Origin of the sequence: Nonomuraea recticatena, assembly GCF_039533245.1 — a bacterium.
GTDB lineage: Bacteria > Actinomycetota > Actinomycetes > Streptosporangiales > Streptosporangiaceae > Nonomuraea > Nonomuraea roseola.
Genome location: NZ_BAAATE010000114.1, coordinates 1 through 1,208 on the forward strand (window position 1 = coordinate 1; position 1,208 = coordinate 1,208).

Annotated in this window: 2 protein-coding genes; both read left to right on the forward strand. The window is 66.7% G+C overall.

Going from position 1 to position 1,208, the window contains the following annotated elements; all coding sequences use genetic code 11:
* The first annotated feature begins 176 nt into the window (after positions 1 to 176).
* Complete coding sequence (locus tag ABFX50_RS50590; RefSeq protein ID WP_310283855.1) at positions 177 to 689, forward strand: hypothetical protein; 513 nt, start codon at positions 177 to 179, stop codon at positions 687 to 689.
* 1 nt (position 690) lies between these two features.
* Complete coding sequence (locus tag ABFX50_RS50595) at positions 691 to 1,197, forward strand: hypothetical protein (protein WP_310283857.1); 507 nt, start codon at positions 691 to 693, stop codon at positions 1,195 to 1,197.
* Positions 1,198 to 1,208 lie beyond the last annotated feature (11 nt).

Genomic DNA, 1,208 nt, shown 5'->3' on the forward strand with positions numbered 1-1,208 from the left:
CACGGCCTTGACGTCGGGGAACACCAACACGTTGCCGGTGTCCGTCCAGTTCGACACCGACGCGACCACCCACCCGCAGGCGATTTCCGTCACCCGTTCGGTCAACACGGTCGTCAAAGCCCAGGCGGCCGGCGCGCCGGTCGGGCTCTTCCAGCCGAACTACCTGGGGCTGTGAGATGACGTTCTACTACCGGGCCCTGAAACCCGGCGACGTCATCACGAAGTCCCTCCTGGACGACCGGGAGCTGCTGTCGGCGGTGAAAACCGGGAACCAGACCGTGAACAACTCCGCGACGAACGTCACCGACCTCCACCTGGTGCTTCCGTTGGCGGCGAACACGAACTACCACGTGTCTGCGGTCTTCATCGTCTCCGGGCCGACCGCCGCGGACTGGAAGCAGCAGTGGACCGCACCCGCCGGCGCGGCCGGGACACGGTTCACCCACGGCCCCTCAACAGCGACCACCACGGTCCGCAACGTGCCGATCCAGTTCAGGTCGGCGCCACTCACCACGAGCCTGTCCTACGGCACCGACGGGACCGAGCCCTCCGCGATTCGCGAGGAGATCTGGCTGTCCACGAGCGGCACCGCCGGAAACCTCACCCTCACGTGGTCCCAGGCAGTCGCGACGGTCGGAGACACACGAGTCGAACGGGGCTCCTGGATGAGCGCGTACAGGGTGGTGTGAAGTGACGGTCAAAGCGATGCCGCTGCTCGCCGGCGACGTGCTCACCGCCCACGGCTACAACGTGGGCAAACCACAGTACGCGTGGAAGACCGTCGCGGAATCGGTCGTGAACTCGGCGGTCGACCAGCTCGACGACGAACTGTTCCTCCCCGTCGAACCGTTCTCGATGTACCTGGTGCTGGCCTGCTTCTCGGTGACCGGCCCGACGGCGGCGAAGCTGCGGCTCGGCTACTCGGTGCCTGCAGGTACGCAGGGGCGCCGCCACAACGTGGGCCCGGCCGCTGCGGTCACCTCGACGACGGACACGATGCGGATCTCGGTGCACGCGTGGCCGACAGCGGTCTCCTACGGGACCACTACGACGGCCGTGTCGATCATCGAGGAAGGCGTCCTGGTCACCGAAGCGGCCGGTGGAATCATGAACGTGCAGTGGGCGCAGAACTTCGCGAACGCCACTGCGGTCACGCTTGAGGCGCGGTCGTTCCTGCGGATCCAGCAGGTGACCTGATGACCCTCACT

Coding starts and splice junctions, on each gene's coding strand:
- ABFX50_RS50590 (WP_310283855.1), top strand. CDS start 177: ATGACGTTCTACTACCGGGCCCTGAAACCCGGCGACGTCATCACGAAG.